The sequence below is a fragment of the Amycolatopsis sp. NPDC039088 genome (assembly GCF_055598845.1).
Window position 1 is genome coordinate 158512 of record NZ_JBVKAE010000006.1, and the last position, 25269, is coordinate 183780.

Sequence of the window (25269 nt, forward strand, 5' to 3'; positions counted from 1 at the left end):
CCGAGATCACCAACGCGGATGGATCAACGGTTTCAACAGCTCGTCGTAGACCTCTTCGACCGCGGCCGTGGCTTCGGCCGTCAGCGGTGCCGTCTCGGCCGCCGAACTGTTCGCCCGCGCCTGCTCGGCGTTGCGCGCCCCAGGGATGACGACGCTGACCCCGGGCCGGTCGATGATCCACCGCAGCGCGAACCGCGCGAGCGTCCCGCCTTCGGGGACGAACGCCCGCAAGCGCTCCACCGCTTCGAGGCCGACGTCGTACGGAACGCCGGAGAAGGTCTCGCCGACGTCGAAGGCGGCGCCCTGGCGGTTGTAGTTGCGGTGGTCGTCCTCGCCGAAGGTGGTCGAAGCGGTGTAGCGGCCCGAAAGCAGGCCCGACGCGAGCGGGACACGCGCGATGATTCCCGCGCCCGCCTTCTCAGCGGCCGGGAGCACCTGCTCGAGTGGCTTGAGCCGTAAGCAGTTCAGGATGATCTGCACCGAAGCCACGTTCGGCCGCGCGAGCGCCGTCAGGGCCTCTTCGCAGGTCTCGACGCTGACGCCGTACGCCTTGATCCGGCCTTCGTCGACCATCGCGTCGAGGGCGTCGTACACCGCGTCGGACGAGTACACCGGCGTCGGCGGGCAGTGGAGCTGCACGAGATCGAGCGTGTCCATGCCGAGGTTCGCGCGCGAACGGTCGTTCCAGGCGCGGAAGTTCGCGGCGACGTAGTTCTCCGGCACCTGTTCTTCCCGACGCCCCATCTTGGTGGCGACGAAGATCGCGTCGTCGCCGCGTTCCGCCCGGAATCGGCCGACGAGCCGTTCGCTGCGGCCGTCGCCATAGACGTCGGCGGTGTCGAAGAAGGTCACCCCGGAGTCCGCCGCCGCGTGCAGGACGGCGAGCGCGTCCGACTCGTCGACCGTGCCCCAGTCCGCGCCCAGCTGCCAGCAGCCCAGTCCCACCACGCCGACGTCCCGGCCGAGCCGGGCGATCTTCCGTGTCTCCATGATCGAGATCTTAAGTGCCTTATGATCCGCCGGTGGGCACGCCGCCGCGGGAACGAGGGATGGGCACGCTGCTGAGGCATGTCCTCGAAGTGACCGAAGCGGACGTCTCCGCGTTCTTCCAGGACATCGGGCTGGGGGAGTACCGCCCGCGGTTCACCCCCGTCGTCCGCGCGATCGTCGCGCTGGGACCGATGTCCATCCGCGACCTCGCCGCCGAGGTCGGGGTGACGCATTCCGCGGCCAGCCAGACGGTCGCGCAGATGGCGCGCCAGGACCTCGTCTCGCTCAAACCAGGGACCGACGCCCGGCAGAGGATTGTTTCGCTGACCGAGAAGACGCGACGGCTGATGCCGACGCTCGAAGCCGAGTGGGCGGCGACCAGCGCCGCGGCCGATCAGCTGGAAGCCGAACTGCCGTACCCGCTCAGGGAAGTGCTGGTGGCCGCCGTCGAGGCCTTGGAGCGGAAGTCGCTCCGGGAACGGATCGGGGAAACGGAAGCCGCGCTCAGCCTGCGGCGATCCGATGCAGACTGAAGACCGCCCAGACGTACTTGCCGCCCGCGCACAGTTCGTGTCCCCAGTCCTCGGACAAGGCGTGCACGAGCTGGAGACCGCGGCTGCGTGCCGCCATCGGTGAGGGTTCCTTGAGCTTCGGCCGGCCCGAGCCGGAGTCGAAGACTCGAAGGGTGAGCCTGCCTTCGGCGTACTCGACCTCGAGCTTGTCCGGCTTTTCGCCGTGTTCGAAGGCGTTCGTCACGAGTTCGGAGGTCGCCAGCAGGACGTCGTCCACCGAGCGGTCGTCGAAGCCGAGGCTCGCGAGAGTGGCCCGCACCGCCTGCCGCGCGACCGCGGGGGCGGTGACATCGACCGGGAGGGGCAGGGAGACCACCGGCAACGAGCCCTCCGATCGCGTCTTGGACATCGTCATGGTTGCGCACCTCCCCTCGCGAGAGACTCCCAGATCCTGGTGTTCGTCTCCCTGATACCCACAAGGGCGATGGTCGAATCAAACTCCGTCCGTGAGTTCCGTCTCGGTCAGTCCCTCACGCAGTTTCTGGAGGGTGGAGGCGAGCAGCCGGGACACCTGCATCTGGGAAACCCCGACACGGCGGGCGATATCGGACTGGCTCATCCCGGACCCGAACCGCAGCGCGACGATCTTGCGCTCGCGGTCGGGCAGGCGTTCCAGCATCGGGCGCAGCGCTTCGCGCAGTTCCGCCTGGCTCAGGTTGGCGTCCGCCTCGCCGAAGCGGGTGTGCGCCGAGTTCTCCAGCAGGTTGTCCAGCGAAGCCCCGTAACGACCTTGGCCGGCGCGAAGACCTTCGAAGACCTCGTCGACGCCGACACCGAGGTGAGCGGCGATCTCACTGGGCTTCGGCGCGCGCGAAAGCCGGATCGTCAGCTCCTCGCGCGCGGCCGAGATGTTCGCGTTGAGCTCCTTGAGCCGCCGCGGGACCCGGACCGACCAGCTGTTGTCGCGGAAATGGTGGCGCAGCTCACCCGAGATGGTCGGCACCGCGAAGGCGAGGAAGTCGCTGCCCTGGGTGGGATCGAACCGGTCGACGGCGTGGATCAGCCCGATCGTCGCGATCTGGACCAGGTCCTCCATCGACTCGTCACGGTTGCGGAACTTGCGCGCCAGGTTGCGCGCGAGTTCCAGATGGGCGCGCACGAGGTCGTCCCGGAGCCGTTCACGCTCGGGGTCTTCCGTGCGCAGCGCGCACATGCGCTCGAACAGGGCCGGAACATCCGCGCCGTCTTGCCCGACGGGATCGCTCACGGCCGGGCCGCCTCGCTTTCCCGGATGAGCTCGACCCTGGACAGGTAGCCGCCGTCGGCCGGGGTGACACTCCGCCGCGCGGACGTCGCCAGCGCGGTGAGCAACTGCCAGGACAGACCGGTCTCGTCGTCGGGCTCCGGAGAATCGGACATGACCGAGACGGTCACCTCGATCCGGCCGTCCTTCCAGGAGAAGACACAGGTCAAGTGCCCGTCGGCGGCCGAGGGAAGCAGCATGGAGCAGGCCTCGTCCACCGCCATCCGGAGATCCTCGACGGCGTCCAGGTCGAAATCCTGACGCATCGCGATGTCCGCGACGATCGTCCGGAGAGTCGGTACCACGTGCGGTACCGCGGCCGTGCGTACCTCGATGAGTTGAGCGCCCTCGCCGCTGGGCGGGGTGTTGTCCACCACGTGTTGGTCCTCTCTCCGGCTGCGCGCTGCCGTCTGCTCGGTTGCCCTGGGTGTGAGCAAACCAAACCCACGTTTGACTCGCACAGGCGGCGGGCATGTAACGGGCGACAAACGATCTCCTTGGAAGGCGGGGACCGACATGGCTGACGTGAGCCGGCTGCCGAACGTGGTGGCGGAAGAGTGGGATTGGCAGCTCCGTGGGTCGTGCCGAGGCGCCGACAGCAGCTTGTTCTTCCATACGGACAACGAGCGCGGTTCGGCCCGTGAGCGGCGCGAATCCCGTGCCAAGGCGATCTGCCAGACCTGCCCCGTGCTGGCGCAGTGCCGCAAGCACGCGTTGGCGGTCCAGGAGCCGTACGGCATCTGGGGTGGTCTCGGTGAGATCGAGCGCCGCGAGTTGTTCCTGCGGGAACGCCGCGCCGGGCGCAAGACGTTGACCGCGCATTGAGCGCGTTCCGCACACCGGTCGGCGACGCGCGCGACGGCGATCGTGGCGCGCCGTCCGGACTGGGTTAGGGTTGGGACTGTCGTTGCGGGGACAGCCACGCCTACCCGCCGAAGAAGAGCGTGCGTCCGTGTCCGGACTGGGCACGGCCGTAGCTTGAGACCACAGGCGAGCTCCGGCGCTGAGCGCTGGTTCTCACCTGATGAGGAGAATGTGCATGCCCGCAGCGGAGCAGAACACCACGCCGCCCGGTTTCAGCATCACGCTGGAGACCGACGCGTCAGCACCGCGCGTGGTGGTCACCGGTGAGCTCGACCTGTTGACGAGCCCGCAGCTCCAGGAGACCCTCGGGGCCCTGATCACGGACAAACCGTCCGGCCGGGTCGTCGCCGACCTGACCGGGGTGACCTTCTTCGACTCCTCGGCGCTGAACGTGGTGCTCCAGGCACAGCGCCAGGCCGCCGAGAAGAAGGTGGAGCTCGAAGTGGTGCCCAGCCCGCAGGTGAGCCGAGTGATCGAGCTCACCGGCGTCGCTGAGCACCTCAGCGTGTCGGAGGAGCCTCCCGCCTGAACCCCCGCTACGGTCGTGGGCTCTTGATCCGCGACACCTGGGGGCAGCACGATGATGGGGCGGACGCATGCCCTCACCGGCTGGTGCGCGGGCCTCGCGCTCGCACCGGTCGTCGGGGCGGGCACGGTGCACCAAGCGGTCGTGTTCGCCGCGACCACGGCGGGCTTCGCCCTCTTGCCCGACCTCGACCATCCGGGCGCTCGCGCGTCGAAGCTGCTCGGCTGGTTCACCGGCGCGATCTCCTGGCTGCTGCGGCGTGTCTCGGCGGCTTTGTACGCGCTGACCAAGGGACCTCGGGACGAGAAGGTCACCGGTAAGCACCGGCACCTCTCGCACACCGTGCTGTTCGCCGTCGGGCTCGGCTTCCTGACGTCCTGGGGCACCACCGAAGGCGGGCCGTGGGCGGTGTTCGGCGTGGTCGTACTGGGTCTGCTGCTCGCGGAAGGCGCCCTCGGCGACTGGTTGCTGCCGGTCAGCGGCGCCGCGGTCGGCTGGTGGGTGTGGACGGCACCGCCGGACAAGGCGGCGCAGCTCGCGGAGATCTCCGGCTGGCTCGGCATCGCCGTCGCGGCCGGTTGTTTCGTGCACTGCCTCGGGGACGCGCTGACCGAGTCCGGCTGCCCGTTCCTGTTCCCGATCCCGATCGCGGGCGAGACCTGGTACGAGATCCGGCCGCCGAAGCCGCTGCGCTTCCGCACCGGCAAGAACGTCGAGAACCGGTTGATCTTCCCGCTGTTCGCGATCGCCGCGGTGGTGCTGATCCCGGGTGTCTGGGACTACCTCTTCACCACCGTCCAGGGTTTCCTCACGCCGGACGGGACGCAGACCGCGGTCCACTGAGTGCTTGCCTCTGGGGAATGCCTTCGCGGTCGGCGGCGTTGAAGCGGAACGTGGACAAGCCCGTGCTGCGCGCCGACGCGCGACGCAACCGAGCGAAGGTGCTCGCGGCGGCCGAAGAGGCCTTCGCCATCGACGGCCTCGCCGTCCCCCTCGACGAGATCGCGCGCCTCGCCGGGGTCGGCGCGGGCACGGTGTACCGGCATTTCCCCAGTAAGGAAGCGCTCTTCCAGGCCGTCGTCCTGGAGTGCATCGAGCAGTACGCGCGGGAAGCACGCGGCCTGCTGACCGCCGAAGACCCCGGCGCGGTGTTCTTCGACTTCTTCGAACGCGTCGTCAAGCAGGCGTCCCTCAACCGGGCCCTCTGCGACGCGCTCGCCGAGACGACCGGGCTGGGCTTCAAGGCGAGCGCGGGCTCCGACTTCCGGTCGGCACTGCAGGCGCTGCTGCTCCGGGCGCAGGCCGCCGGGGCGGTGCGCGAGGACATCGACGGCGACGACCTGCGCGCCCTGATCGCCGGTTGCCTCGCCGCGGAACGGTATTCGCCGGAAAGCAGGAACCTCGTCCGCGTCGTGCTCGACGGCCTGCGCACATTCCACTCAAGTTGCACGCTGCGTAACAAAACGTAAGATCAACGCGAGAAGTCCTCGTACCTGCGCTTCGCATGGCGAGGGGGTGCCGGATGTTCGGTCAGGGTCCCACCACCGGTTCCGTCACGGTCGCGGCCCTCGCGGGGCTCGCCACCGGACTGCTCGTCGCCGCCATCCTGGTGGCCGGCCGCGAACCACAGCCCCGCGTCCACGAAGTCGGTACGACCCCTTCCCCGACGACTTCCCACTCCGTCGGTCCGGTCACGGTGACCGTGCCGGGCATCGTCGAAGAACCGCTCACGGTCACCCACACCAGCACGGCCCCGCCGAGCACGGTGACCCGGACCGTGACGCCGTCGACCACTTCGACGTCGTCGGCCACCCCGCCGGCGCTCCCGCCGAGTTCGGCCACGGAATTCCGGCGCGATTGAAGCAACCCGAAGGGCCTCTCGTTTCGTCTGCCCGGTATGCGGCGGATACCGGTTTTCGTGCTCCTTCTCGCGACACTGACCGCGTGCGGCCAGTCCTCCGGTGGCGGTGGCAAAGACTGCCCCGCCATGGCACTGATGGAGGGGGTGTCGCTCGACGTCCCGCCCGAGGCTGCCGCCGGACTCACCCGCGTGTCGATGGAGTTCTGCTGGGCGGGGAAATGCGTGACCGAAGCCACCGAGCTGACGCCGAGCAGCCGTACCGAGGACCAGGGGTGCGTAGGCGACGTGTGCTCGGGGAAGGCGGTGTCCACCGGTGGCAAACACGCGGCCGTACCCGTCCAGGGCCTGCCGCTCACGCCGGTGAAGACCACGGTGACCTTCGACGACGGGAAACCCCACTTCCTCGACGTGACACCGGTGCTCGGCTACCCGGCTGGTGAGGCATGCGGCGGCGGGGTGCCGGTCGTGAAACTGGTCGTCGGTCCGGGAGGCGAGGTACGGCAACAACCGTGAAGGCCACTCCCCTGGAGGAGCGGCCTTCACGGTTTCCCCTTTTACCCCCGGCTCAGCCGACGTCTCGACGTCGCCAGCCGACGACCCCGGCCGCGAGCGCGACCGCCGCCACCCCCGCGAGCCAGATCAGCGGGGTCGCGGTGAACTCCGCGGCAGGCAGTTTCGGAACGTGCGAGAACGGCGACGCGTCGAGCAGTATCTGCGGCAGGTTGAGCACCGGGCCGAACAGGCTGAGCAGCAACGCCAGCCCGGCGATCGCCCACGCCGCCGTCGAAAACTTCGGCGCCAGGCCGAACAGCGTCACGGCGAGGCCGACGATCACCCACACCGCCGGGAGTTGCGCGAGCGAGGCGACCACCAGGTCACCGACCGAGCCGCCGACGTCCCCGGCGCGCATCCCGTTCGTCAGTCCTAAGAGGACACCACTGACGACCATCATCAGCGCGGTGCCGCCGAAGGCGAACACGAGATGGCTCCCCAGTACCCGAAGCCTGCCGACACCCGTGGCGAGCAGCGGCTCGACGCGGACCGCGGTCTCCTCGATGCGGATCCGCAGCGCGGCCTGCACCCCGTAGAGCGCGACGACCATCGCGAACATGCCGGTCATCGCCGCCATGAAGGCGTCGACCAGCGCGTCGGTGCCGCCCATCCGCTGGAAGATCTGCCGAGCCTGCTCGCTCTGCCCGACGATGTCGCTGATGCCGTTCGCGACCGAACCGAACACCCCGGCGCAGATCGCCGTCCCGATCAGCCAGCCGATCAACGGCCCCCGGTGCAACCGCCAGGCCAGCGCGAACGGGCTTCGCAGGGACGAGGCCGCCACTGCGGGGCCGGGCCTCGGCGGGAGGAGGCCGGTGCCGACGTCGCGCCGCGGGATCAGCGCGTAACCGATCGTGCCGACGACCACGGCCGCGGCGAGCGGCAGCAGGAACACCCACCAGCGCTCGTCCGCGAACGGCCGGATCTGCTGCGCCCAGCCGAGCGGAGACAGCCACGAGACCCATCCCGCGTCGGCCGTCGAGTCGCCCACCGCGCGGAGCAGGAACGCGACCCCGACGACGGTGGCGCCGATCCCGTTGGCCGTCCGCGAGTATTCGGCGACCTGAACGGCGACCGCCGCGATCGCGGTGAAGACCAGCCCGGTCGCCGCGGTGGCGCCGCCGAGCGCGAAGGCCCCGGCCGAGGGCATCTTCGCACCGATCATCAGCCCGGTCTCGATCAGTCCGATGAGGACACTCGCCCCGCCGGCGACGAGCACGGCCGCGGTCAGCGCGGCGTACCGGCCGACCACCGCGGACGCCAGCAGTTCGGCGCGGCCGGAGTCCTCCTCCGCCCGGGTGTGCCTCGTGACGGTGAAGACCGCCATCAACGCGACGAGCAGCGCCAGGAACCCGCCGAGCCGCCAGGCGGTGAACCCGCCCGCCGTCGTGAGGTCGAAGGCGGGCCCGTAGATCACCGCGATCGACGGGTTCGCGCCCATGGTCGTGGTGAGCCCGGCGCGTTCGGCGGCCGTCGGGTACAGCGTTTCGAAGGTGCCCGCCGTGCTCGACGGCGCGATGCCCAGCAGGAAGACCCAGATCGTCAGGATGATCCGGTCCCGTCGCAACGCCAGCCTGGTCAGCTGCCAGGTGCCGACCAGCCGGGTGGCCGACGATTCGGCCGCGCGCGCGGGCCGGTCGAGCGTCGCGGTCATTTCGCGCTCGCTTCGGCGGTGTAGTGACGGAGGAACAGTTCCTCCAGTGTCGGCGGCTGGCTGGTCAGGCTGCGGACGCCGACCTCGGTGAGCCGTCGCAGCGCGTCGTCGAGGGAACGGGTTTCGACGTCGAACCGGACCCGGTTGCCCTCGACCTTGAGATCGTGGATGTTCTCCAGCCGGGTCAGCCCGTTGGGCGGTCCGGCGAGTTCGGCCGAGATCGACGTCCTGGTGAGATGCCGCAGGTCGGCCAGCGTGCCGGTTTCCACGGTGCGGCCGTTGCGGATGATGCTGACCTTGTCGCAGAGCGCCTCGACCTCGGCCAGGATGTGGCTCGACAGCAGCACCGTGCGGCCCTGCTCGCGCTCCTCCTGGATGGCGTACTGGAAGGTGGCCTCCATCAGTGGGTCGAGGCCGGAGGTCGGTTCGTCGAGGATCAGCAGGTCCACGTTCGAGGCCAGCGCGGCCACGATGGCGACCTTCTGCCGGTTGCCCTTGGAGTAGGTGCGCCCCTTCTTCTTGGGGTCGAGGTCGAAACGCTCGATGAGATCCTTGCGGCGGCGCTGATCGAGCCCGCCTCGCAGCCGCCCCAGCAGATCGATCACCTCGCCGCCGGAGAGGTTGGGCCAGAGGTTCACGTCGCCGGGGACGTAGGCGAGGCGCCGGTGCAGCCTCGCCGCGTCCTTCCAGGGGTCGCCGCCGAGCAGGCGGACGTCGCCCGAGTCCGCATGGAGCAGGCCGAGCAGGACCCGGACGGTGGTCGACTTCCCCGCGCCGTTCGGACCGAGGAAACCGTGCACCTCCCCAGCGGGTACCTGCAGATCAAGGCCGTCGAGAGCCTTGGTCCGGCCGAAGGATTTGTGAAGGCCGGAGATGGAGATGGCGTTTTCCATGCGTCTGAAGGTACAGTGATTTCACGAAGTTGTGAAGTTAAGAAAACGTATGGATGGTGTGATCACTCTGGGGGTTGTACGAGAGGATGTTGTTCATGACGACGCCTGAGAGTGCTTCGAGCACCCAGAGAGACGAGGACGCCGTCCGCCGCTACGTGGAACACCTGGGTCTCACGCTTTCCCAGATCGGGATGCAGCGGATGCCCGCGCGGGTGTTCGCCGCGCTGATGACCACCGACGCCGGCCGCCTGACCGCGGCCGAACTGGCCGACCAGCTGTCGGTGAGCCCCGCCGCGATCTCCGGCGCCGTGCGCTACCTGGAACAGATCGGACTGGTCGCCAAGGAACGCGAGCCGGGCTCGCGCCGCGACCACTACCGGCTGTTCGACGACCTCTGGTACGCCACCTTCATGAAACGCGACCGCATGATCACCATGTGGCGCGACGCCGCCGACGAGGGTGTTTCGGCGCTCGGCGAGGGCACGCCGGCGGGCGAGCGGGTCGCGGAAATGCGGGACTTCCTGAGTTTCATGATCAAGGAACTCAACGACATGTACGCCAAGTGGCACGAGATGCGGGCCGGCCAGGGCAAGTGAGCGGCGAGGCGGGGGTGGCCGTTCGGTGCGGCTGGTCGTGAGCGGCGATTCGGGTTCTCTTGAGGGATAAGGCGTCCTCGGACCCGGATCTCGCGTGTCACGTTCGCAGGCACGCGAGTCACGTCGAGGTACGGCAGGCCTGATTGTGGACGCCGGCGGACTTAACTGTCCACAAAGGACACGCCCAAGCGATCGAGCGTCCGATTGATACCGCTATGTACGTTTCTGCGCGGGGTCGTGAGTGAGAATGAGGGTTAGAACGACCCAAATCACTCACGACCCTCTCGCGAAACCGTGCAAGTCGCCCAAACCGGGCGCATGCGTCTCGAAAAGTGTCCCTTGTAGACAGTCAAGAGCCGGGTGAGGCCCCTTTGCCTGAGCCCGCTCCCGCCAGGTCCGCCCCGACACGCAAGGAAGGGGGCCTTCATGTGCTTCACGACCGGCCGCCGAGGTCACAGCCGTCCCACTGTCACCAGGGCTCACATCCGATGGTAGTGAAGGCCTCTTTGGAGGACTTGTCTTTGTTTACTCACTGGTGTGGAGCTTGTGCGGGTGGCCGGTGTGGTCGGGTGGGGAAGATTCCGGCCGTTGGACGGCCGGAATCTTCCCCGCTCGGTCGCCGGTCCGCAGATCGTGAGGGACGCGAGCTTGATCAACGGAAGATCGGGGACGTTGAGTGTCCCGGATCTTCCGTTGATCAAGGTGTGAGACCGGGGCGACGACCACCACCCTCGTGCAGGTCAGAAGTAAGTCCGTGAAGGCCTCCTTGAGGGACTCAGAGTCCCTCAAGGAGGCCTTCACGGACCTTCGAGCAAGGCGTACACAGGAGCGACACCGGCTCCACGCCACGACACGTTCGACTTCCCCTCTCTAGCCCGAATCGCCACTCACGACCAGCGTGACCACCAGCGTTCCCGCGAGCCGCTCCGCCCACTCGTCCAGCTCCTCCGGGCTCGGTTCCCGGTCCTCGAAGGACGCCAGGAACGCGTACTGGAAACAAGCCCCGAGCAACAGGGACGCCGAAGCCTCCAGGTCCGCCCCTTCGCGAATCCGGCCGAGCTGCGCCTCCTCGCCCAGGTACTCGATGACGCGCGCGAGCGGGACGTTCGGGCCGGACTGCCTGCTCATGATCCGTTCCCGGTGTGTCGCGAGCAGCTCCCGCGAGGAGAACAACGACACCGCGATCGGGAAACTCTCCAGGTAGAACGACAGCGTGATCCGCGCCAGCCGGGCGAGGTTCGCCGCGAGCGGGGCGTCCGCCGCTGCCTCCATCAGTTCGTCCAACGTCGTCCCGAGCGCGGGCAGCTGTTCGGTCAGCACGCTCGTGAAGATCTCGGTCTTGTCCTTGAAGTGCTTGTACAGCAACGCCTCCGAGTAGCCCGCCGCCTGTGCGATGGCCTTGGTGGTGGCATGCGCGTAGCCCTGCTCGCGCATCACCTTCGCCGCCGCGGCGACGATCTCCTCGCGGCTTCCCATGTTCGCTCCTGAGGGCTTCTCAGCGTTCGCTCGACAAGTGGTGGGTGAACACTCACCATAGTGGGTGAGTGTTCACTAACCAGGAAGGCGTGACCATGAAGATCACCGTTTTCGGTGCCACTGGCGGGGTCGGTACCGAGGTCGTCAAGCAGGCGCTGGCCGCCGGCCACCACGTCACGGCGGTCGTCCGCGACCCGTCCCGGCTGAACGTCGAGGGCGAACTGCTGGAAGTCGTCGTCGCCGAGCTGTCCGAGCACGGCGCGCTGACCGAGGCGGTGTCCGGGCGCGACGTGGTGATCTCGGCGCTCGGCGCCCGCGAGCGCCGCCCGACGACCGTCGTCACCGACGGCGCGCACGCCGCCCTCAGCGCGTTGCGTTCGGCGGGTGGCCGTCGGCTGCTCCTGGTGAGCGCCAGCGGTCCGTTCGTCGACGGCGACGGGTTCTTCACCAGGAACGTCGTCAAGCCGATCCTCGGCAGGGTCCTCCGGCACGCGTTCGCCGACATGGTCGCCGCCGAACGAGTCGTGCGCGCGAGCGACCTCGACTGGACGATCGTGCGCCCGCCGCGGCTGCTGAACGGACCGCACACCGGCGTGATCGCCGCCCGCACCGACGGCAACGTCCGCGGCAGCTTCAGCATCAACCGCGCCGACGTCGCCGATTACCTGCTCCGCGTGGCCTCGGACGACTCGCTCATCCGCCAGACCGTCTCGATCGCCAAGGGCTGACCGCCGCGTTTAGTCCTCTAAACGCGGTTGTCGCCGGTGGTTATTGTGAAGCTGATGCGTGAAACACCCGAAGAACTCAATGAGCTCCAGGCCCTGCTCGACGCCTCCCTGGCCCGCTCCACCGAGCACCTCCGTTCGATCGTCACCGAGAGCACTTCGACCGCCGAGCAGCTCACCCGGATCCTGGTCGGCATGTGCACCCTCGCCCTGTCCACCGTGACGGCGAAGGGCGAGCCGCGGATCAGCGGCGTGGACGGGCACTTCCTGCACGGCAAGTGGTACTTCGGCACAGCACGCAGCGCCGCCAAGGCCCGCCACCTCGCGGCCCGTCCCGCCGCCAGCGTCGCGCACATGCGCGGCGAGGACCTGGGAGTGTTCACGCACGGCACGGTGGAGATACTCAACCCCGAGGACGGCGAGCCTGCCGCGGACTGGCCAGACCTGCTCACGTACTTCAAGGACTTCTACGGCGATCAGACCGAGTGGGAGAAGGACGTGTTCTACTACCGGCTGCGTCCGCACTGGATGACCGTCTACGCCCCCGACGCCGCGAAGCTGATCGCCAAGTGAGTCGCCGTCCGGACTCCCAGCCGCCCGACGCACCATTCAAACGGGTGATGAGCCGTGCGGTGGTGCTCGCCCCGATCCTCCTCGCGCAAGCGGTCCGGGTGCGCCGAACGACGCCCAGGCTGCCCGGCGCGACAGGTCCGGTCAGCGGCCTCGTGAAGGGCGAGGGCCGCCCGCTGCGGCTCGCGGTGCTCGGCGAGTCCACTGTGGACGGCGTCGGCGCGGCGACGCACGCCGAGGCGCTGACCGGCCGGCTCGCGGACGAGCTCGCGCGGGACGGCCGCGCCGTCGCCTGGCAGGCCGTCGGCAAGACCGGGGCCAACGCACGCGTGGTGCGCGAGGAACTGCTGCCGCTGCTCGAACCCGCCGACGTCGTGGTGATCGCGCTCGGCGTCAACGACACGATCGAACTCCACTCGGCCGCGCGGTATCGGCGTGACCTGCTCGATCTGATCGTCTCGCTGCGCCGCCGCGCCGGGCGGATCCCGGTGGTGCTGGCCGGGGTGCCGCCGATGGGCCGGTTCCCCGCCCTGCCGCGGCCGCTGCGGGACGTCCTCGGCGCGCGATCGGCCGCCCTCGACGCCGCGGCCGCCCGGCTGGCGTTGCTGCCCGGCGTCGTCCACGTTCCGATGCCCGCCGCGATGCTCGACCCCGCGACCTTCGCCGAGGACCGCTTCCACCCCGGTCCGGAGGGCTACCGGCGCTGGGCCGGGCAACTCGCGGACGTGACCCACCAACTACTCAGTGACACCTTTTCGCCGGAAAACCGCTGATCAGGTCACCCGCCTGCCACAAATCGAGAAAGTTATCCGAAAAACCTGGCTCTGCGTGTATCTGGTGGCAGCCTCGTTGCGTCCTATGGAGCAGTCGAGGAAATGAGGGACACCCGATGACGACCGAGACCAACACCGCACCCGTCGAGGACGAGGCCGCAGCCACCGAGGACCTCGAAGCAACGCCGAAGCCGAAGCCGATCGCGGCTCCGGTCCCGCCCCGTCCCGGTACGAGCCCGGACGGCAACTGGGAGCCGTACGGCACCAACCCGCCAAAGAACTGAACTGACACAAGACGGGTGATGTCCGGAGGCCGAGGGGGCCTCCGGGTATTGCCTCCGGGTGCTCCTTCGGGGGAGGGGGACGCCCGGACGCGGGCCCGTTGGGGAGCGGGCCCGGGGGGAGGGAAAAAGGGCCGGCCGGTGCGCAGTCCACACCACTCGCGCCGGCCGGTGCCTTCGTCCCGACCGCCCATACGCCAGATGTCCGGATATCCGACACAAAATAGTTAGTGACTTGATGTATCCCAGAGCCTCCAGCACGCTCCTTCTCCCCGAAGGGCCCGCGATACTGCCAGCGCCGACACGAAGACACGTCCGAAGTGGGGCAGATACGGTGACCGACGTGCAAACGACCGAGGTAGACCCGCCATGGGAAGGACTGACCGGTGCCGATCTGCATGCCGCCTGCATGCGCGCGGCTCGCGCCGGTGACCGCCAGGCGATGGACAGACTTGTGCACGAGCTGACCCCGCTCGTGTGGCATGTCGCGCGTGCGAACGGGCTCGATCGCCTGACCGCCGAGGACGTAGTCCAGACGGTGTGGCTCGCCCTGTTCAGCCAACTCGAGAAACTTCGGGACCCCAAAGCCCTCGCCGCGTGGTTGATCACCACCACCAGACGCGAAGCACAGCACCCGTTCGGCCGCCGCGCTCAGCCGGTACCGCTGACCGACGAGCTGGCCGAAAGCATGGAGAGCACCCATCCGGCTCCCGAGGAGGAAGCCGTCCGCGCCGACCGGGACCGCCGGGTCTGGCGCGCCTTCCTCCGCCTGCCGCACCGCTGTCAGCAGCTTCTTCGGCTGACCGTGCTCGCCGGGCGGGCCGAATACCAACTGGTCGCCGAAGCACTCCGCATGCCGCGCGGAAGTGTCGGACCGACCAGGGGCCGTTGCCTCGAATCGATGCGCGACCTGCTGGCCCACGAAGGGGGAAGCCGATGAACGACCTCGGGACGCCGGGGGAGATGACCTCCCCGGGCGATGAGGCCTTGCTGGCCGATATCGGACGCTTCATGGACGAAATGGACCCGCCACCGGGAGATCTGGTGCAGCGGGTTCAGTTCGCGCTCGCGCTCGAAAACCTCGACGTCGAGGTCGCCCGCTGGGAACGGATGGACGCCACGGCGGGAGTTCGCGGGAGCGACACCGGCACGATCACCTTCACCGTCAGCGACCTGACCGTGATGATCAACCTGACCAAGATCGGCAAGAAGCACCGGATCGACGGCTGGCTCGTGCCCGCCGGCGAGTACGGGGTGGAGGTGCGCGTCGCCGAGCACGGGACGAGTTCCACCACCGCCGACGAGGGTGGCCGGTTCGTGCTGGACAACGTTCCTCAGGGAACCACGCAGATCGTGATCCACCTCGGTGACGTGTCCTGCCGGAGGACCGTCGTGACCCCCACAGTGGTGCTCTAACCGGACGGCTGTTCCGTTATGCGGCGCGGGTGTGCTCCCATAGTGCGTGTGCCCGCGCAGCTTCCCGTCGTCGACGCCGTAGTCGAATCGGCGGCCGATCTGCACCGTCGGGCCAGGGTCGCGGCTTCCGGTCATGGGCCGGGTGCGGCGATCAGGTTGCTCCAGCGTGGGTTGGCCCGTCTCGGGCCGGTGGAGGCGGACAGCCCCGGCCGTCTGGAGATCAGGGTCCGGATCCTGGTCAGTCTCGCGGCCGCGGAAGCGGAGATCACGTCGCAAGAGGACGGTTTCGTCCGGCTGAACGAGGCCGAGCGGACACGGCTTCTGCTGCCGGGCGGTGAAGCCCGGCGAGAACTGGGTTTCATCGTCGTGTTGCAGCGCGCGCTGGTGATGATGCGAGTGGGGCGGCTCGACGAATCGCTCGCGCTCTACAACGCGGTGATCCCCCAGCTCGTCGCCGAGGCGGACCGGCACAGCCTCCTGCTGACCCAGACACTGGTGAACCGGGCCTGGCTCCAGCTCCAGAAGACCAATCCCGTAGAAGCGCACCGCGACCTCGTCGACGCGCTGGATCTCGCGGTCGAGCACGAACATCGGGTGCTCGAAGGGAAGATCCGGCACAACCTGGGTGATCACGCCCAGCTGCTCGGTGACATCCCCGAAGCGCTCCGACATTACGAGCAGGCGGCCTCGATCTTCGTCACCGACGGACCCGGCTCCTTGCCACTCGTCCGGCTCGACCAGGCGAAGGCCCTGCTCACCGCCGGGCTCGCGGAGGAGGCGGCGCGGCATCTCGACGAAGCGATCCCCGAACTTCGCCGCAACGGCGCGTTCCATGTCGTCGCCGAAGCGGAGGTCGCGCGAGCAGGGACCGCCATCCTGGAGGGTGACCACGTTCTCGCGAAGAAGCTCGCGACGTCCGCACGGCGGAGCTTCCTGCGGCGCGGCAACCGCCGATGGGCCGAGATCGCGGAGTTGACCAGGCTTCGCGCTGACGCGGTGAAGGTCTTGGCTGACCGGGAGAAGAAACCGTCCGCGAAACTGCTGGGGCAGCTGGCCGATCTCGCCATCCGGCTGGCCGAACTCGGTCTGCGCGACGAAGCGGGCGCGGCCAGGATGTTCGCGGTGCGGCTGCTGATCCGCCGCGACGAGACGGCCGCCGCGGAGGACCTGCTGGCGCAGGTGCCGAAACCGCGGCAGACCACACCGATCGACCACCGGATGCTGTTGCGGCTGTGCCGCGCCGAACTCGCGGTGGCGTCGCACCGGCCGCGGTCGGCGCTCGCCCAGGCGCGGGCCGGGCTGGCGGAACTCGGGCAGATCCGCGACCGCATGGGCGGGCTCGACCTCGTCTGCGGGACGGCGGCGCACGGCGAGGAACTGGGCAAACTCGCGCTGACCCTGGTGCTCAAGAAGGCGAGGCGCAGCGGTGCCGGGGCGAAAAGCCTGTTCGCGTGGCTCGAACGCACACGCGCGCAGGTGTACCGCTACGAACCGCTTCCCGTCATCGAGGACCCCGCGCTCGCCCGCCACATCAACGAAATGCGGCACGTGCAGGGGACGATCCAGGCACGGCGGCTGTCCGGCGAACCGGTCGGGAGTCTCGAGGAACGCTACGACCGCTTGCAGCAGGAAGCGACGCGGCTCGGGTGGTACACCAGCCAATGGGGTCGCCCGCGGCCGGTCTCGGCGCCGGAAGAGGTGGTCGAGCAACTCGGGGACCGCGTGCTGGTCAGCCTGATGGGTTACCGCGACACCTTGTACGCGGTGGTCGTCGACCGCGGCCGGTTCCGGCTCGTGAAGCTGGGTCCGCTCGGGGAGATCGTCGAGACCGCGCGGCAGCTGCACGCGGACCTCGACGCGCTGGCCCCGGACAACCTGCCCGCGCCGCTGGTCGAGGTCGTCACCGGCTCCGCGCGGCGCCGAGCGGACAAATTGGACAAGCTGATCTCCGCGTCGCTGGCGAAGACGTTGGAGAACCGCGAGCTGATCATCGTGCCGATAGGTTCGCTGTACGCGCTGCCTTGGGGTGCTTTGCCGTCACTGCAAGGGCATCCGGTGTCGATCGCGCCATCGGCGACCGCCTGGGTGACCGCGTCCGGACGACGCAGCAAGGGGCCGGTCCTGCTCGCCGGCGGGCCCGGCGTGCCGGGTTCGGTCGGCGAGGTGCGGAACCTGCGGTCGGTGTACCCGCGGGCCCGGCTCGTCGACGGGAAGGACGCGACCAGCGCGGCCGTACTGTCCGCTTTGGACGGTTCCGGGATGGCGCATCTGGTTGCGCACGGCGCGCACGAACCGGCGAACGCGTTGTTCTCGCGGCTGGAACTGGTCGGTGGACCGTTGTACGCGCACGAAACCGCCCGGCTCGCGCATCCGCCGGAACGGGTGGTGCTGGCCGCGTGCGAACTCGCGATGAGTCACATCCGGCCCGGCGAGGAGGCGCTCGGCTTCGCCGGGACGCTGCTCGCCAGCGGCTCGCGGACGGTCATCGGCGCGATCGCGCGGGTCGGCGACAAGGCGGCCGCCGACGCGATGTCCGACCTGCACCGGCGGCTGGCTTCGGGGACTTCGCCCGCTCTGGCGCTCGCCGAGGCGACCGCCGCCGATCCGCTGCGGCGGCCGTTCCTTTGTCTCGGCGCGGGCTGATTCTTTCGGGGCTGTTTCGCGGCCGGGTGTGTCATGAGGGGACGAAATTCGTCCTATGGGGACCCCTCATGACACCGCGGGGAGTTGTCCACAACCACCGTCACCTGTGGACAACCTCGCCGACCAGCCCTTTCCTTCGCCCACCGCCGGTAGACTGGACTCGGGGTCGCCCCCCTTGGGAAGGGCGGGGGTGGGGTCAGGCGCGTTCGGCGTGTTTCACCAAGCGAGTGGCCAGGAGCGAGACCACGGCGCGCAACGCGGCGCAGGCGGCGGCGCCGGTGCCGGGCAGCGATTCGGTGAACCGGCCGGTCCAGCGCAGATCCGTGCCACCGGAAGCGTTCGGCGTGAACGAGACCTCGGCGCGGTAGTCCTTCAGCGGCGCGATGCCCGCGAAGCCGTAGACGTGCTTTCGGTCCTGTTCGTACTCCAGCGTCTCTTCGTGCAGATACACCGGCCACAGGCCGACAGCCCGGACGGCACCCACCCCGTCCTCACCCGGTTCCCGCGCCCAGCGCGAGTGGAACACCACCGGCTTCGCCCATTCCGACCACCGGGAACCGTCGGCTTCCAACGCGAAAAGGGAAGCGGGCGAGGCGCTGCTCGTCCGGTTGATTTCGAAGGAGTACGTCTTGCCCATGTGGCGACGATAACCGCTCCGGACGCGACGGATAAGTCAAGATAGGGGCGTGAGCACCACGCGCCGCGAGATCGCCGCACCGCATTGGCTGGTGCAGCTGCTCCGCAGCACGCCGGTTCCCATCCCGTGGAACATGGTCGCCAGAGCCGTCCTCGCCTTGGCCGTGCCGCTGGCCGTCGGCTACGCGCTCGGCGACATCGGCGTCGGCGCGCTCATCTCCACCGGCGCCCTGCCCACCGTCCTGTCCGAATCCGCGGGCCCGTACCGCTACCGCGCCCGCCGTCTCGGCGGCGCCACCGCGGCCGCCGCCCTCGGTTACTTCGCCGGGCTGATCACCGGCGGCGTCCCGGCCGCCTCCATCCCGGTCGTCGTCGGGGTCGCGGCGGTGTCCGCGCTGATCAGCGCGGCAGGCAGCAACGCCTCGGTCGCCGGGCTGCAGATGTTCGTCTTCTGCGTGCTCGGCACCGGCCAGCACGTGACCGGTCTGCGCGTCGAACTCCTCCTCGGCTACTTCTGCGTCGGCGCCGCCTGGAGCCTGCTCATCGCGCTCGCCACCTGGACCTTCCGCGCGACCAGCCCGGAACGCGGCGCCGTCGCGCACGTCTACGTCGAACTCGCCGCGATGCTGTCCGCGACCGACGAAGCCACCTCCCGTGTCGCGCGCCACCAGCTCACGACCGCGATGAACACCGCGTACGACCGGCTGCTCACCGCGCGGTCCTGGCTCTCGGGCCGCGACGCCACCTACCGCCAGCTGCTCAACCTGCTCTCGGCCAGCACCCCGGCCGTCGAGGCGTCGGTCGCGATGGTCAACGCCGGCCGCCGGGCACCGGACGACGTGATCGACCACTTCATCGCGACGTCGGCCGCCGTGCTCGCGAACCAGCCGCTCCCGGAACCGCCGTCACCGCCGGACGAGGACGTCGACCCGGTCCTCGCCGCGCTCTACGCCGGGCTCGCCAGGATCGGCAAGGGCGACAACCGGAAACGGCGCGAGGTCCAGCCGTGGCACAAACGGCTCCGGAGCTGGGCGGCCTCGCTCATCTCCGGTCCGCTCACCTGGTTCGCCGCGCTCCGCCTCACCCTGTGCGTCGCGATCGCCGAGGTCGTCGCGCTGATCGTTCCGTTCGAACGCTCCTACTGGATCACGCTCACCGTCGGCATCGTCCTCAAACCGGACTTCGGTTCGGTGTTCGGCCGCGCGGTGCTGCGCGGAATCGGCACGGTGATCGGTGTCGGCATCGGCGCGGCCGTGCTCGCCGCCGGCGGCGAGGGCTGGCTGCTGGTACTGCTGATCGCCGTGTTCGCGGGCGGCGTCGCGGTCGGCAAGGTCCGCAACTACGGCATCCTCAGCGCTTTCGTGACGCCGCTGATCATCCTGCAGATGGACCTCGCCAGCACCGGCAGCTGGGACATCGTGCTCGCGCGGCTCGTGGACACCGTGCTGGGCTGCGCGATCGTCCTCGTCTTCGGCTACCTGCTCTGGCCGGGCAGCCGTCGCCCGCAGGTCGGCGGACGACTCGCCGACAGCCTCGACTGCCTGGTGAAATACGTCGACAAGGGTCTCGTGCTCGCGCCATCGGGTGAAGCGCGTCTGGAGCGCTCACGCGCTCGTCGCCGCGCCTACCGCGCGCTGGCCGACTTGCGGACCGCGTTCCAGCAGGTTGTCGTCGAACCCTCCGCGGCTGGTCGGCAAGCGGTCGCCTGGTGGCCGGTGATCGCCGGACTGGAACGCGTCGCGGACGCCGTCACCGAGGTCGGCGTCACCCTCGGCCGTGGCGCCCCCGCCCCGGGCGACGCCGACATCGCCCTCCTGACGGCCGCGCTCGCCGAACTCGCCGCCGCCGTCCGCGAGGAACGGGACCCGGCGGAGATGCCGATGCCCGACAACGAGCGACTGTCCGGCGTGGTCGACCAGATCGGTGCCGCCTTCGACGCCGTGCGCGGTCCCGATCTCGTCGAACGCGCACCGTTACGACTGGTCCGGCGGTTCCTGCCGTACCACCGCCGAGCCTGAGACCCAGCCGAACCACCCGTGCGGGGGAGCGTGAGCATGGTCTCGAACCTATGTTCGAAAAGTGACGCATAATCAGAGCCATGCTCGACACTGGTGACACGATGCCGCCGGGGCCGCGTCACCTTCACATGGTCCGGCCCCACCAGCCCGTTTGGATCGACCTCAGACTGGTTTACCCGGTCGGTACGGCGAAGACCCGCCTTCCCGACGGCCTCGACCTGACCACCACCGTCCCCGGACTGCTGGGGATGTGGCGGGCGACGACGACGGCGCACTGGGTCGGCTGGGTCACCTTCCAGCTCGGCCCGGTCGGCCAGGGTGGCACAACGCATTCACAGTGGGTGCTGGCCGAGGCGCTGCGGCCGCGCGAACAGCGGAACGCATGGTCGGGCAGCTTCCCCTACGAACGGCGTCGCTAGGCGTCCCGTCTCGTGGACGAGGTTGACCTTGGCCCCGACCAGGGGACACCATGGGCCCGTGTCCACCATCTGGGAGTTCGCGCCGCACCGCTCGTCGGGTGAAGGCGTCGCCGCTCTGCTCCTGCGCCGTGGACGGCTGGGCTCTCCGCCCGCGTAACCGCATTTCCAGCGAAGGCCATCCGTGAAGGTGGCCTCTTTCGTCATCCCGGAAATCGGAAACCCTGGAGCCAAGCATGTCCATCGAACTGCCCGACCGTGTCCTCCTCCGCCCGGCGACCGTCCCCGACGGCGGAATCCTCGAAGGGCCCCGCGTACTGCGCCGCCTGCCGGAAGGCGTGGAAGAACGCCCTTACGAACTTTTCGCGCTGCGTCCGCTGGGCCGGGTGATCGGTGCCGAGATCGGCGGCGTCGACCTCGCCCAGCCGCTGACGCCCGCCCTCCAGGCGGAGTTGAACCGCGCGCTGCTGGAGTGGAAGGTGCTGTTCTTCCGCGACCAACGCATCACCACGGCCCACCAGCGCGCCTTCGCCGCCCACTGGGGTGAACTGGAGACGAACCCGTTCATCCCCCAGGGCGAAACCGAGGACACCACCCGCTTCACCCGTTCGGCGACCATGCCCGCGTTCGAGAACATCTGGCACGTCGACGTCACCTTCCGGCCCGCGCCGGCGCTCGGCTCGGTGCTGCGGCTGCTCGAGGTCCCGCCGGTCGGCGGCGACACGATGTGGGCCGACATGGCCGCCGCCTACGACAACCTGCCGGAAAACGTCCGCGCCCGCATCGACGGGCTGAAGGCGGTGCACGACTTCATCCCCGGCTTCGCCCGGTTCTCCGATCCGGAAGCGCTCTCGCGGCACCAGGACGCGTTCCCGCCGGTCGAGCACCCCGTCGTCCGCACGCATCCCGAAACCGGACGGCGCACCCTCTTCGTGAACCAGGCCTTCACGACGCGCATCGTCGGACTCGAACGCGAAGAGAGCGACAGGCTCTTGCGGTACCTGTTCAGCCGCGCGCACATCCCGGAATTCCAGGTGCGCTTCACCTGGCGGCCCGGCTCGGTGGCGTTCTGGGACAACCGCGCCACCCAGCATTACGCCGTCAACGACTACCACCCGTACGCGCGGGTGGCCGAACGTGTCGCCATCGTGGGTGACCGGCCGTTCTGAACGTGTCCCCGCGACGGGTGATCGTCCGGGCGGGTTCACCGGTACCTGTGTGACGATGAGGCCATGGGCATCAACTTCGATGAATTGAAGAACAAGGCCACCGACGCTCTCCGTGAGCACAACGACAAGATCGAGGGCGGCGTGGACAAGGCGGCGGAGTTCGCCAAGTCGAAGTTCTCCGGCCACGACTCCCAGATCGACTCCGGGGTCGAAAAGGCGAAGGGCTTCATCAACAAGTTCGACGACACCCCGGACAACCCGCCTCAGCAGGACCAGCAGCAGCCGCCCCAGGGCCAGTAACCACCGCATTTAGTCCTCTGAATGCGGTCCTTGCACACGCAACTACCGCATTCAGAGGACGAAACGCGTCAGGAGACCTCGCCGACCGCGGTGTCGCCGTCGATCGCCGTGATCCGGCCACCGCGCTCGCCGAGGGCGATCAGGCCGTCGCGGGCGTCCGGGGCGGTCAGGCTGACGCGAACCCCCGCGCGCTCGGCGTCCTTGCTGGCCGCAAGCGCTTGCGCACCCTCGTAGCCGGCATTGACCGTCACCGCGAGCCCGCCTGTCGACGCCAGCGAGCCTCGCGCGGCACCCAGCCGTCCGAGCGCTTCGTCGACGATCGGCAGCAGCGCGTCCCGGTTCCCCTCGGTCATCGCCCGCACCAGCGCCGGGCTCGACCCGGCCACCCGCGTGCCGTCCGTATAGGACCCGGCCGCCAGCGACATCGCCAGCGGCCCGCCCTGCGCGCCGATCGTGGCGAGGATGGCCGCGAAGATATGCGGCAGATGCGAGATCCGCGCGACCGTCTCGTCGTGCGAGTCCGCGGGCAGCGGCACGATGTGCGCGCCGAGGTCCAGCACCAGTCGGGCGACCTCGGCCCACGCCGTCAGATCGGTGTCGTGCTCGACGCCGAGCACCCACGCGGCCCCGCCGAACAGCGCGGGGTTGCTCGCCTTCCAGCCGGACTCCGTGGTCCCGGCCATCGGATGCCCGCCGACGAACCTCGCGTAGGGCACGCGACGGCGGACGCCGTCCAGCACCGAGCCCTTCACGCTGGTGACGTCGGTGAGCACGCAGTGCCCGGCCACCCGCGAAACGGTGCGAAGCACGTCTTCGACCGCGGGCAGCGGCACCGCGAGCACGATCATCGCGTCCCGCTCCGCCGCCTTGCCCAGCGCCGCCTCGACCTGCGTGGTCACGTCGAAACCCGCTCTGCTGGCCGCGTCCGCGTCAGCTTCCGAGGTCGTCGCCCCGAACGTGGTGCGGCCGATGGAATGCGCCGCGCGCAGCAGCGAACCGCCGATCAACCCGAGCCCGATCACGCATACGTCTCGCACAAGTGCTCATCCTGCCACCTGCGAGGCCACTCGTCAGAGAACAGCGGCGAGGCGTGTGCCCTGATCGATGGCCCGTTTGGCGTCCAGTTCCGCCGCGACGTCGGCGCCGCCGATCAGATGCACCGGCAGTCCGGCCGCCCGGAGGTCGTCGGCGAGGTCGCGCACCGGCTCCTGTCCCGCGCAGACGACGACGGTGTCCACATCGAGCACGCGCGGCTTGTCACCGACAGTGATGTGCAGGCCGTCGTCGTCGATCCGGTCGTAGGTGACCCCGGTGAGCTGCTCGACGCGTTTGGCCTTCAGTGCCGCCCGGTGCACCCAGCCACTGGTCTTGCCCAGTCCCGCGCCGATCCCGGACTTCTTGCGCTGCAGCAGGAAGACCTGCCGGGGTGACGGCTCGACCTTCCGCTCGGTGAGGCCGCCCGCTGCCTGCTCGGGATCGGTGACCCCCCATTCGGCCATCCACGCCTCCAGATCGAGCGCCGGGGAGGTGGTGTGCGTCAGGAACTCGCTGACATCCACCCCGATCCCGCCCGCGCCGATCACGGCGACCTTCCCGCCGACCGGTTTCCCGTGCCGGACCACGTCCACATAGGACAGAACCTTCGGGTGGCCGATGCCGGGAAGCGACGGCACGCGCGGTGTCACGCCGGTGGCCAGCACGACCTCGTCGAAGCCCGCGCCGACGAGGTCGGCGGCGGTCGCCCGGGTGCCGAGGCGCACCTTGACGCCGGTGACCTCCAGCCGTCGCGTGTAGTACCGGATGGTCTCCGCGAACTCCTCCTTGCCGGGGATCTTGCGCGCGATCCCGAACTGACCGCCGATCTCGTCGTCGGCCTCGAACAGTTCGACGGCGTGACCCCGTTCGGCGAGGCTGGTCGCGGCCGCGAGCCCGGCGGGACCCGCGCCGACGACGGCGACGCGTTTGGTCTTCCGAGCAGGCGCCAGTGCCAGCGTGGTCTCGTGGCCCGCGCGGGGATTGACCATGCAGGACACCAATTTCCGCTTGAACGCGTGGTCGAGGCACGCCTGGTTGCAGGCGATGCAGGTGTTGATCTCGTCCTCGCGCCCGGTCTCGGCCTTGCGGATCCACTCCGGGTCGGCGAGGAACGGCCGCGCCATCGACACCAGGTCCGCGTCGCCGCCGGCCAGCGCCTCCTCGGCGACCTGCGGCATGTTGATCCGGTTCGACGTGACGACCGGGATCCCCACGTGCGGTTTGAGCTTCCCGGTCACCCACGTGAAGGCCGCGCGCGGCACCGACGTCACGATCGTCGGCACCCGCGCCTCATGCCAGCCGATGCCGGTGTTGATGATCGTCGCGCCCGCCTCTTCGACCTCCTTGGCCAGCGCGACGACGTCTTCCCAGCGTTGGCCGCCTTCGACGAGGTCCAACATGGACAGTCGGTAGATGATGATGAAGTCCTCGCCGACCGCTTCGCGGGTGCGCCGCACGATCTCGACGGCGATCCGGCGACGGTTCTCCGCGCTGCCGCCCCATTTGTCGGTGCGCTTGTTGGTCCGTTCGGCGAGGAACTGGTTGATGAAATAGCCCTCGGAGCCCATGATCTCGACGCCGTCGTAGCCCGCTTCCTTGGCCAGGAAGGCGCAATCGGCGAACGCGCGGATCTGCCGCAGCACGCCGTACCCGGAAAGGGACCTCGGCTTGAACGGGTTGATCGGAGCCTTGATGCTCGACGCGGAAACGCTCAGCGGGTGGTAGGAATACCGGCCCGCGTGCAGGATCTGCAGCGCGATCTTGCCGCCCGCCTCGTGCACCGGATCCGTGAGTTGCTTGTGCGCCTTGGCTTCCGCGCGCGTCGAGAGCTTCGACGCCATCGGCAGGAGCCAGCCTGTCCGGTTCGGCGCGAACCCGCCGGTGACGATCAGCCCGACGCCGCCGCGGGCGCGTTCGGCGTAATACTCGGCCAGTTGCGGGAAATGCGCTTCCTTGTCCTCGAGGCCGGTGTGCATCGAGCCCATGATCACCCTGTTGCGCAGGGTGGTGAAGCCGAGATCGAGAGGGGACAGCAGGTTCGGGTACAGGCTCATCGCTGG

Annotated in this window: 29 protein-coding genes; 19 read left to right on the plus strand and 10 right to left on the minus strand. The window is 69.2% G+C overall.

Going from position 1 to position 25269, the window contains the following annotated elements:
- Positions 1-6 precede the first annotated feature (6 nt).
- Positions 7-990 carry an aldo/keto reductase gene (locus tag ACZ7KI_RS10070; protein ID WP_470272787.1) on the minus strand — a complete coding sequence of 328 codons (984 nt, stop codon included), beginning with the start codon at positions 988-990 and terminating at the stop codon, positions 7-9.
- A gap of 59 nt (positions 991-1049) precedes the next feature.
- Between ACZ7KI_RS10070 and ACZ7KI_RS10075 the strand changes: the two genes are divergently transcribed.
- Positions 1050-1523: a MarR family winged helix-turn-helix transcriptional regulator gene (locus tag ACZ7KI_RS10075; protein ID WP_470272917.1), complete on the plus strand. Its 474-nt coding sequence runs from the start codon at positions 1050-1052 to the stop codon at positions 1521-1523.
- On the opposite strand, the gene ACZ7KI_RS10080 is transcribed toward ACZ7KI_RS10075, so the two are convergent.
- The 3 genes from ACZ7KI_RS10080 to ACZ7KI_RS10090 all read right to left on the minus strand — a co-directional run bounded on the left by ACZ7KI_RS10080 (position 1495) and on the right by ACZ7KI_RS10090 (position 3182).
- Positions 1495-1917 (minus strand): ATP-binding protein, encoded by a 423-nt coding sequence (locus tag ACZ7KI_RS10080; protein ID WP_470272788.1) that lies wholly within the window; start codon positions 1915-1917, stop codon positions 1495-1497. The genes ACZ7KI_RS10075 and ACZ7KI_RS10080 overlap by 29 nt on opposite strands.
- A gap of 78 nt (positions 1918-1995) precedes the next feature.
- Positions 1996-2769: a SigB/SigF/SigG family RNA polymerase sigma factor gene (locus ACZ7KI_RS10085; RefSeq protein ID WP_470272789.1), complete on the minus strand. Its 774-nt coding sequence runs from the start codon at positions 2767-2769 to the stop codon at positions 1996-1998.
- On the minus strand, positions 2766-3182 hold the full coding sequence (locus tag ACZ7KI_RS10090; protein ID WP_465459383.1) for an anti-sigma factor: 417 nt from the start codon (positions 3180-3182) through the stop codon (positions 2766-2768). Before ACZ7KI_RS10090 ends, ACZ7KI_RS10085 begins: the two co-directional genes overlap by 4 nt.
- A 139-nt stretch (positions 3183-3321) precedes the next feature.
- Between ACZ7KI_RS10090 and ACZ7KI_RS10095 the strand changes: the two genes are divergently transcribed.
- The 6 genes from ACZ7KI_RS10095 to ACZ7KI_RS10120 all read left to right on the plus strand — a co-directional run bounded on the left by ACZ7KI_RS10095 (position 3322) and on the right by ACZ7KI_RS10120 (position 6569).
- A complete protein-coding gene (locus tag ACZ7KI_RS10095; protein ID WP_125780715.1) occupies positions 3322-3630 on the plus strand; it encodes a WhiB family transcriptional regulator in 309 nt (102 codons plus the stop codon).
- A gap of 214 nt (positions 3631-3844) precedes the next feature.
- Positions 3845-4198, plus strand: a complete 354-nt coding sequence (locus ACZ7KI_RS10100) for an STAS domain-containing protein (RefSeq protein ID WP_465500511.1) — start codon at positions 3845-3847, stop codon at positions 4196-4198.
- Between the two features lie 54 nt (positions 4199-4252).
- Complete coding sequence (locus tag ACZ7KI_RS10105; protein ID WP_470272918.1) at positions 4253-5038, plus strand: metal-dependent hydrolase; 786 nt, start codon at positions 4253-4255, stop codon at positions 5036-5038.
- Between the two features lie 17 nt (positions 5039-5055).
- Complete coding sequence (locus ACZ7KI_RS10110) at positions 5056-5664, plus strand: TetR/AcrR family transcriptional regulator (protein ID WP_470272790.1); 609 nt, start codon at positions 5056-5058, stop codon at positions 5662-5664.
- 53 nt (positions 5665-5717) lie between these two features.
- A complete protein-coding gene (locus ACZ7KI_RS10115; RefSeq protein ID WP_470272791.1) occupies positions 5718-6056 on the plus strand; it encodes a hypothetical protein in 339 nt (112 codons plus the stop codon).
- 126 nt (positions 6057-6182) lie between these two features.
- Complete coding sequence (locus ACZ7KI_RS10120; protein WP_470272792.1) at positions 6183-6569, plus strand: hypothetical protein; 387 nt, start codon at positions 6183-6185, stop codon at positions 6567-6569.
- A gap of 52 nt (positions 6570-6621) precedes the next feature.
- Here the strand turns inward: ACZ7KI_RS10120 and ACZ7KI_RS10125 are convergent, their stop codons facing one another.
- On the minus strand, positions 6622-8262 hold the full coding sequence (locus tag ACZ7KI_RS10125) for an ABC transporter permease (RefSeq protein ID WP_470272793.1): 1641 nt from the start codon (positions 8260-8262) through the stop codon (positions 6622-6624).
- On the minus strand, positions 8259-9155 hold the full coding sequence (locus ACZ7KI_RS10130) for an ABC transporter ATP-binding protein (RefSeq protein ID WP_470272794.1): 897 nt from the start codon (positions 9153-9155) through the stop codon (positions 8259-8261). The genes ACZ7KI_RS10125 and ACZ7KI_RS10130 overlap by 4 nt, the downstream gene beginning before the upstream one ends.
- A gap of 95 nt (positions 9156-9250) precedes the next feature.
- Between ACZ7KI_RS10130 and ACZ7KI_RS10135 the strand changes: the two genes are divergently transcribed.
- Positions 9251-9751, plus strand: a complete 501-nt coding sequence (locus ACZ7KI_RS10135) for a GbsR/MarR family transcriptional regulator (RefSeq protein ID WP_470272795.1) — start codon at positions 9251-9253, stop codon at positions 9749-9751.
- An 870-nt stretch (positions 9752-10621) separates the two neighbouring features.
- Here ACZ7KI_RS10135 and ACZ7KI_RS10140 read toward each other — a convergent pair.
- Positions 10622-11227, minus strand: a complete 606-nt coding sequence (locus ACZ7KI_RS10140; protein ID WP_470272796.1) for a TetR/AcrR family transcriptional regulator — start codon at positions 11225-11227, stop codon at positions 10622-10624.
- Between the two features lie 95 nt (positions 11228-11322).
- Between ACZ7KI_RS10140 and ACZ7KI_RS10145 the strand changes: the two genes are divergently transcribed.
- The 7 genes from ACZ7KI_RS10145 (at position 11323) to ACZ7KI_RS10175 (ending at position 17635) form a co-directional block, all read left to right on the plus strand.
- The gene (locus tag ACZ7KI_RS10145; RefSeq protein WP_470272797.1) at positions 11323-11955 is read left to right on the plus strand and encodes an NAD(P)-dependent oxidoreductase; all 633 of its coding nucleotides are present in this window, start codon (positions 11323-11325) and stop codon (positions 11953-11955) included.
- Between the two features lie 54 nt (positions 11956-12009).
- A complete protein-coding gene (locus tag ACZ7KI_RS10150; RefSeq protein ID WP_470272798.1) occupies positions 12010-12525 on the plus strand; it encodes a pyridoxamine 5'-phosphate oxidase family protein in 516 nt (171 codons plus the stop codon).
- Positions 12526-12569: 44 nt separating this feature from the next.
- A complete protein-coding gene (locus tag ACZ7KI_RS10155; protein WP_470272799.1) occupies positions 12570-13295 on the plus strand; it encodes an SGNH/GDSL hydrolase family protein in 726 nt (241 codons plus the stop codon).
- A gap of 116 nt (positions 13296-13411) precedes the next feature.
- A complete protein-coding gene (locus ACZ7KI_RS10160) occupies positions 13412-13579 on the plus strand; it encodes a hypothetical protein (protein ID WP_470272800.1) in 168 nt (55 codons plus the stop codon).
- A gap of 331 nt (positions 13580-13910) precedes the next feature.
- Complete coding sequence (locus ACZ7KI_RS10165; protein ID WP_007030724.1) at positions 13911-14516, plus strand: RNA polymerase sigma factor; 606 nt, start codon at positions 13911-13913, stop codon at positions 14514-14516.
- The gene (locus ACZ7KI_RS10170; protein WP_470225544.1) at positions 14513-14992 is read left to right on the plus strand and encodes a carboxypeptidase regulatory-like domain-containing protein; all 480 of its coding nucleotides are present in this window, start codon (positions 14513-14515) and stop codon (positions 14990-14992) included. Before ACZ7KI_RS10165 ends, ACZ7KI_RS10170 begins: the two co-directional genes overlap by 4 nt.
- Positions 14993-15034: 42 nt before the next feature.
- A complete protein-coding gene (locus ACZ7KI_RS10175; RefSeq protein WP_470272801.1) occupies positions 15035-17635 on the plus strand; it encodes a CHAT domain-containing protein in 2601 nt (866 codons plus the stop codon).
- A gap of 196 nt (positions 17636-17831) precedes the next feature.
- Here ACZ7KI_RS10175 and ACZ7KI_RS10180 read toward each other — a convergent pair whose 3' ends face one another.
- Positions 17832-18272: an SRPBCC family protein gene (locus ACZ7KI_RS10180; protein ID WP_465459372.1), complete on the minus strand. Its 441-nt coding sequence runs from the start codon at positions 18270-18272 to the stop codon at positions 17832-17834.
- Positions 18273-18321: 49 nt separating this feature from the next.
- On the opposite strand from ACZ7KI_RS10180, the gene ACZ7KI_RS10185 reads away from it, so the two are divergent.
- From ACZ7KI_RS10185 to ACZ7KI_RS10200, 4 genes are all read left to right on the plus strand, one after another.
- The gene (locus ACZ7KI_RS10185; protein ID WP_470272802.1) at positions 18322-20289 is read left to right on the plus strand and encodes an FUSC family protein; all 1968 of its coding nucleotides are present in this window, start codon (positions 18322-18324) and stop codon (positions 20287-20289) included.
- An 80-nt stretch (positions 20290-20369) separates the two neighbouring features.
- Positions 20370-20708: a hypothetical protein gene (locus ACZ7KI_RS10190; RefSeq protein ID WP_470272803.1), complete on the plus strand. Its 339-nt coding sequence runs from the start codon at positions 20370-20372 to the stop codon at positions 20706-20708.
- 233 nt (positions 20709-20941) lie between these two features.
- Positions 20942-21874 carry a TauD/TfdA dioxygenase family protein gene (locus tag ACZ7KI_RS10195; RefSeq protein ID WP_470272804.1) on the plus strand — a complete coding sequence of 311 codons (933 nt, stop codon included), beginning with the start codon at positions 20942-20944 and terminating at the stop codon, positions 21872-21874.
- Positions 21875-21937: 63 nt separating this feature from the next.
- Positions 21938-22174: an antitoxin gene (locus ACZ7KI_RS10200; RefSeq protein ID WP_470272805.1), complete on the plus strand. Its 237-nt coding sequence runs from the start codon at positions 21938-21940 to the stop codon at positions 22172-22174.
- A gap of 68 nt (positions 22175-22242) precedes the next feature.
- Here the strand turns inward: ACZ7KI_RS10200 and ACZ7KI_RS10205 are convergent, their stop codons facing one another.
- Both ACZ7KI_RS10205 and ACZ7KI_RS10210 read right to left on the minus strand, forming a co-directional pair.
- Complete coding sequence (locus tag ACZ7KI_RS10205) at positions 22243-23196, minus strand: prephenate dehydrogenase (protein WP_470272919.1); 954 nt, start codon at positions 23194-23196, stop codon at positions 22243-22245.
- A 48-nt stretch (positions 23197-23244) separates the two neighbouring features.
- Positions 23245-25263 carry an oxidoreductase gene (locus ACZ7KI_RS10210; RefSeq protein WP_470272806.1) on the minus strand — a complete coding sequence of 673 codons (2019 nt, stop codon included), beginning with the start codon at positions 25261-25263 and terminating at the stop codon, positions 23245-23247.
- Positions 25264-25269: the final 6 nt, after the last annotated feature.

Bases quoted from the DNA above. Each gene is read 5' to 3' on its own strand.
- ACZ7KI_RS10200 (WP_470272805.1), top strand. From the start codon at position 21,938: ATGGGCATCAACTTCGATGAATTGAAGAACAAGGCCACCGACGCTCTC.
- ACZ7KI_RS10100 (WP_465500511.1), top strand. From the start codon at position 3,845: ATGCCCGCAGCGGAGCAGAACACCACGCCGCCCGGTTTCAGCATCACG.
- ACZ7KI_RS10135 (WP_470272795.1), top strand. From the start codon at position 9,251: ATGACGACGCCTGAGAGTGCTTCGAGCACCCAGAGAGACGAGGACGCC.
- ACZ7KI_RS10115 (WP_470272791.1), top strand. From the start codon at position 5,718: ATGTTCGGTCAGGGTCCCACCACCGGTTCCGTCACGGTCGCGGCCCTC.
- ACZ7KI_RS10145 (WP_470272797.1), top strand. From the start codon at position 11,323: ATGAAGATCACCGTTTTCGGTGCCACTGGCGGGGTCGGTACCGAGGTC.
- ACZ7KI_RS10105 (WP_470272918.1), top strand. From the start codon at position 4,253: ATGGGGCGGACGCATGCCCTCACCGGCTGGTGCGCGGGCCTCGCGCTC.
- ACZ7KI_RS10125 (WP_470272793.1), bottom strand. From the start codon at position 8,262: ATGACCGCGACGCTCGACCGGCCCGCGCGCGCGGCCGAATCGTCGGCC.
- ACZ7KI_RS10170 (WP_470225544.1), top strand. From the start codon at position 14,513: ATGAACGACCTCGGGACGCCGGGGGAGATGACCTCCCCGGGCGATGAG.
- ACZ7KI_RS10120 (WP_470272792.1), top strand. From the start codon at position 6,183: ATGGCACTGATGGAGGGGGTGTCGCTCGACGTCCCGCCCGAGGCTGCC.
- ACZ7KI_RS10210 (WP_470272806.1), bottom strand. From the start codon at position 25,263: ATGAGCCTGTACCCGAACCTGCTGTCCCCTCTCGATCTCGGCTTCACC.
- ACZ7KI_RS10080 (WP_470272788.1), bottom strand. From the start codon at position 1,917: ATGACGATGTCCAAGACGCGATCGGAGGGCTCGTTGCCGGTGGTCTCC.
- ACZ7KI_RS10190 (WP_470272803.1), top strand. From the start codon at position 20,370: ATGCTCGACACTGGTGACACGATGCCGCCGGGGCCGCGTCACCTTCAC.
- ACZ7KI_RS10110 (WP_470272790.1), top strand. From the start codon at position 5,056: ATGCCTTCGCGGTCGGCGGCGTTGAAGCGGAACGTGGACAAGCCCGTG.
- ACZ7KI_RS10070 (WP_470272787.1), bottom strand. From the start codon at position 990: ATGGAGACACGGAAGATCGCCCGGCTCGGCCGGGACGTCGGCGTGGTG.
- ACZ7KI_RS10095 (WP_125780715.1), top strand. From the start codon at position 3,322: ATGGCTGACGTGAGCCGGCTGCCGAACGTGGTGGCGGAAGAGTGGGAT.
- ACZ7KI_RS10075 (WP_470272917.1), top strand. From the start codon at position 1,050: ATGGGCACGCTGCTGAGGCATGTCCTCGAAGTGACCGAAGCGGACGTC.
- ACZ7KI_RS10195 (WP_470272804.1), top strand. From the start codon at position 20,942: ATGTCCATCGAACTGCCCGACCGTGTCCTCCTCCGCCCGGCGACCGTC.
- ACZ7KI_RS10150 (WP_470272798.1), top strand. From the start codon at position 12,010: ATGCGTGAAACACCCGAAGAACTCAATGAGCTCCAGGCCCTGCTCGAC.
- ACZ7KI_RS10140 (WP_470272796.1), bottom strand. From the start codon at position 11,227: ATGGGAAGCCGCGAGGAGATCGTCGCCGCGGCGGCGAAGGTGATGCGC.
- ACZ7KI_RS10180 (WP_465459372.1), bottom strand. From the start codon at position 18,272: ATGGGCAAGACGTACTCCTTCGAAATCAACCGGACGAGCAGCGCCTCG.
- ACZ7KI_RS10130 (WP_470272794.1), bottom strand. From the start codon at position 9,155: ATGGAAAACGCCATCTCCATCTCCGGCCTTCACAAATCCTTCGGCCGG.
- ACZ7KI_RS10160 (WP_470272800.1), top strand. From the start codon at position 13,412: ATGACGACCGAGACCAACACCGCACCCGTCGAGGACGAGGCCGCAGCC.